Origin of the sequence: Atribacter sp. (assembly GCF_035418125.1) — a bacterium.
Classification (GTDB): domain Bacteria; phylum Atribacterota; class Atribacteria; order Atribacterales; family Atribacteraceae; genus Atribacter; species Atribacter allofermentans.
Map to the genome: position 1 here is coordinate 1 of NZ_DAOLQM010000173.1, position 4686 is coordinate 4686.

The 4686-nt window shown below is 39.3% G+C and carries 4 protein-coding genes; all 4 read right to left on the minus strand.

Annotated features, from left to right (window positions below):
• Positions 1-1040 (minus strand): DegT/DnrJ/EryC1/StrS family aminotransferase (locus tag PLK24_RS08505; protein WP_324478166.1); only part of this gene is annotated, 1040 nt, incomplete at its 3' end.
• 13 nt (positions 1041-1053) lie between these two features.
• Positions 1054-2208: a Gfo/Idh/MocA family protein gene (locus PLK24_RS08510; RefSeq protein WP_324478167.1), complete on the minus strand. Its 1155-nt coding sequence runs from the start codon at positions 2206-2208 to the stop codon at positions 1054-1056.
• A 231-nt stretch (positions 2209-2439) separates the two neighbouring features.
• On the minus strand, positions 2440-3579 hold the full coding sequence (locus PLK24_RS08515) for an ROK family transcriptional regulator (protein ID WP_324478168.1): 1140 nt from the start codon (positions 3577-3579) through the stop codon (positions 2440-2442).
• 15 nt (positions 3580-3594) lie between these two features.
• On the minus strand, positions 3595-4686 hold a 1092-nt coding region (locus PLK24_RS08520), incomplete at its 5' end, for a Glu/Leu/Phe/Val family dehydrogenase (protein ID WP_324478170.1).

Sequence of the window (4686 nt, forward strand, 5' to 3'; positions counted from 1 at the left end):
GGGCAGGGATAGAGGGTTGAAGTTTTCTTTTGTAAAATTTGTTCCATATTGTTATAAACATGCCAACCAGAATGAGCAATGGTCTTAGTTCCAGCCCTTTCACCGAAGGCGTCTGCTGTGGCTTTATCTTTAAAAAGTAAAGTAAGCAAAGTGGCACATTCTCCATTTTGGTCGTTTATGGTCCTAAAGCCGATATTCGGAATCTTGGCTAAGGCGGTTTTTAGCTTACTCTTCTTTTCTCGAAGCGTTTTAAGGATTTTATCCACTTTTCGAGCCTGGGCTAAAGCAAATGCTCCGGTCAATTCGTTCATGCGAAGATCCAACCCTACAATGCTTCTTTTCCCAACCTCAACACCGGCCCGCATGGGTTTGTGGCCTTGATCATGAAATCCAAAAGCCCGTTCGTAATAGTCATCGTTATCCGTCACTACAATACCACCATCGCCAGCAGTGATCGTTTTAAAAACATTCAACGAGAAAGCAGCAATATCTCCAATGCTCCCAACTCTCTTCCCTTGGAAGGATGCCCCGGCAGCTTGAGCACAGTCTTCAATGACCAATAACCTATGCCGTCGGGCGATATCCATGATAGCATCCATCTGGCAAGGATTTCCCAGCATGTGTACTGGCATGATGGCTTTCGTCTTGTTGGTAATCTTTTTTTCTACATCATGAGGGTCAAGAGTCAGTGATTCGTCGATTTCGACCAGAACAGGAATAGCTCGGGATACAATAATACTTGAAATAGAAGCAATAAAGGTATATCCGGGAACGATAACCTCATCACCAGGCCCAATACCAAGAGCAGCCAAACCGGTGAGCAATGCGCTGGTTCCGCTATTCACCGCAACTGCATGCTTGACTCCGATCAACTGAGAAAATTCTTGTTCAAGAGTAAATACTTTCTTTTTAAAACTGGGATCGTCTTCTGAACCATAACGAAAAAGATATCCCGACTCTAGAACATCCATCACTTCTTTTTTCTCTTCTTCACCAATTACATATGAACCCGGTCCTCCAAAAGTCGGTTTGACAGTCATTGATCTTCCTCCTTTATCGGGCAACTTTTACCCATTTTCCTTTTTGTTGGCTTTCCACAATTGCGTCGACGATACAACTAATATCATAACCGTCATGAAAAGTAGCATAATCAGGCTTTTTGTTTGAAGCATTTTTTGCATCAAGAACTGCACGATAATAAGCCAGCAGGCTATTTTTAAGGCTATCCAACCAACCTTCAGGATGTCCGCCTGGTGCAAGCACATAACCTCGACACTTTGGATCAAGCTGATTCGGATCTCTCATGAAATAGGCATTCGGTTGGTTGCGATAACCGATCCACATTCGATCCCCTTCTTCCTGATTCCAATAAAAGGATTGGTTTGATCCATCAATTTCGATATTCAAACAACATTTTCTTCCCGCACTTATTTGTGAAACATAGAAAACCCCGCTAGCTCCATTTTCTAACCGGATTAAGACTGCTCCCCAATCCTCTGACTGTATCGGTATTTCTTCGTAATCGGTAGGTTCACGATTTTCACTAAAAGTCTCAACGATTTTTGATTTTTTCCTCACTGGTATCACGGTTGATAAGTCGGCAAATACCTTGGTGATTTTGAGCCCGGTTAGTGTTTGAGCAAGATCACACCAGTGTGAACCGATATCTCCAATTGCTCGAGTTGCTCCACCATACTTTGGTTCTATGCGCCAGTTATAATCGGTTTCATAAAAAAGCCAATCTTGCAAATAAGACCCATGGATTAAATTAACTTTTCCCAGCTCCCCCTTCTGAATCCGGTGTTTCATATCTTGGACTAAAGGATACATTCTATAGTTAAAATTAACTCCATGTACTACTCGGTATTTTTCAGCTAATTCCAACATTTTACTTGATTCAAAGCGATTCATACCTAAGGGTTTTTCGGAGAAGATGTGTTTACCGGCTTGAATAATAGCGGTATTGATTTCCAGATGAAGATGATTAGGCGTGCAGTTATGAATAACTTGAACATCCGGATCATTGATGAGGTCATGATAGTTACCATAAGCACGAGGGATAAAAAAATCCGCAGCTTTTTTTTGAGCTAATTCCTCATTTGCTTCGGCAACCGCGACTACTTCGACAAAACCCAAACGTCTTAAAGCATCAATGTGCACCGTTCCAACAAAACCGGTACCAATAATTCCTACCTTTATTCTTTCCATATGAACCTCCTTCTCCTTTTTTTAATTCTTATTATTATCACTTTTTATCGAAATCATTGATTAGGTCTTTAATTATAATTTTTAGACCTTAAAATCTCACTGCTTCTTTTCAATCCATAACCGGTAAATGGTCTTTCCCAATCAAGACACAAAAATTTCTCTAAGCAGAATCTATCTCCCCTCATAAAAGAATCTAAGGTTCCTAATATGATCCGGTAAATAATGCTATTTCTATTGAATAACTTCCAATAAAGAGAGCATTGAGGCACCAAGTGCCCCCGCCCAATCATCTAAAGAAGAAATTCTCATTTCTAACTTTTGACTGAGTACCGACAAAGAATTCTTTTTAATAATATGTTGGATTGGCTCAATTAATAATTGATTGGCATGTTTTAACCGACCACCAAAAATAATCAGAGGTATACCAGTAAAATTAATTACTTGGGCGGCCACCGCTCCGATGCGTTCACCCGATTCAGTTATCAACCGATAACTCAATTTATCTCCCTTTCTGGCTTCATTGATGATATTCTCAATGTTTATTTCTTGATTATGCAAGCTCGATTGCACACCATTTTCAATAAACTTTTTGGCATTACGGATAATCGCAGCAATTGATGTATACACTTCTAAACATCCACGGTTTCCACAACCACAGGACGGTCCGTTTTCATCAACTATAAAGTGTCCAATTTCTCCGGAAATACCAAAAGGACCACGATAAATTTTGCCATCCATTACTATTGATAACCCAATCCCCACATCAAGATAAAAATATAAAAATTCTTTTAAATTTCTTGCCACTCCGTGATTTTGCTCAACGTAAGCCACCGTTCTGCACACGTCATCTAAATAAACGTGAAGTTTAAATTTTTCTTCAAGAAACTTTTTGATTGGAAAATCATTTAAATCCTCCCGCTGGGGAGAACAAAGTGATGTCCCAGTAACAGTTTCCACTATACCGGTACTGGCAATACCAATTGATTTTATATTTTCATTACTATCTAAAATCTTTTTGATTTGATCTTCCAGATTATTTTTAATTGGTTCGTTTTTTTGAACTTTTATCGTTCCGCTTTGAAATATATCTCCAACACAATTGGAAATAACCCAGTTAATATAGGATCCTCCCAACTCAATTCCTAATGCCTTGCCAAAGTTGGGATTAATACTGAGCAATCGGGCGGGTCTCCCACCGGTTTTATCATCCCAGCCACTTTCCGCTACCTTGCCATCTGAAATTAACTTATCAACATATTTGGCAATAGTTAGAATTCCAATACCAGTTGCTTTCGATAAATCATTTCTCGAAAGAGACCCATTTTCTTTTATAATTCGATATATTAATTCTGATTTGGGAGGATTTTTCATTTTATTTTTTCCAGATTATGGAAATACCCCCCTAATTTTTTTGGCTTTTATTACTCGGTCAATTGCTAACATATAAGCTGCCGTTCTCAAACTTACCCCTCTTTGTTGGTGAATAACCCACACTTCATTGAAAGCTCTTTTCATTATTCTCATCAATAATTCATTAACCTCGCTCTCGTCCCACATCAGTGATTGTATATTTTGCACCCACTCGAAGTAAGAAACTACCAAACCACCAGCACTTAACAGAATATCCGGAATCACAATAATACTTCGGGATGATAATATTTCATCAGCTTCAACCAAAGTTGGCCCGTTAGCAGCTTCAGCGATTATTTTGGTATTTAACTTTTTTGCTATGGAAGCATTGATTTGGTTTTCTTTAGCAGCTGGGATAAAAAGGTCAACTGTGAAGTAGAAAATTTCTTCTTTGGGAAATTCTGTTACACCTGGGGCTTTATACCCCTTGATTGTCTTGCTGGGATTGTTGTTTACATAATTAATAAGGTCATCAATATCTAAACCAGATTCTCGATATACGCCACCACTTATATCACATATTGCAATAATCTTAGAACCTTGATGAGCGAGAAGCTGGGCTAAGATGCTTCCAACTTTTCCAAAACCTTGTATGGAGACTTTGGCATTAACCAGTGAAAATCCTAACCAAGGAGCTATATCATTAATGATATAGACTACCCCTCGACCGGTTGCTCCTTGTCTTCCCAAGGTACCCCCGATTTCTAGGGGTTTTCCAGTAACAACCCCAGGGACTGAATACCCTTTGAACATGCTATAAGTATCCATAATCCATCCCATGACTTCATCATTGGTGTTAATATCCGGGGCTGGAATATCTTTTTCTGGACCAATAAGTGGGAGGATCATCGCAGTATAACGACGTGTAATGCGTTTTAATTCTTCTCTTGATAAATGGGACGGATCACAGCAAATAGCACCTTTAGCGCCTCCGAAAGGGATATTTACTACGGCACTTTTCAAGGTCATTAAAGCTGCTAAGGTTTTTACAATATTTATATCCACATCAGTTGAATACCTTAGTCCGCCCTTACATGGTCCCCGGCTACTTGAATATTGAACTCGATA

What these genes read in the sequence shown, in the direction of transcription:
- PLK24_RS08515 (WP_324478168.1), bottom strand. Translation starts at nt 3,579, where the DNA reads ATGAAAAATCCTCCCAAATCAGAATTAATATATCGAATTATAAAAGAA.
- PLK24_RS08510 (WP_324478167.1), bottom strand. Translation starts at nt 2,208, where the DNA reads ATGGAAAGAATAAAGGTAGGAATTATTGGTACCGGTTTTGTTGGAACG.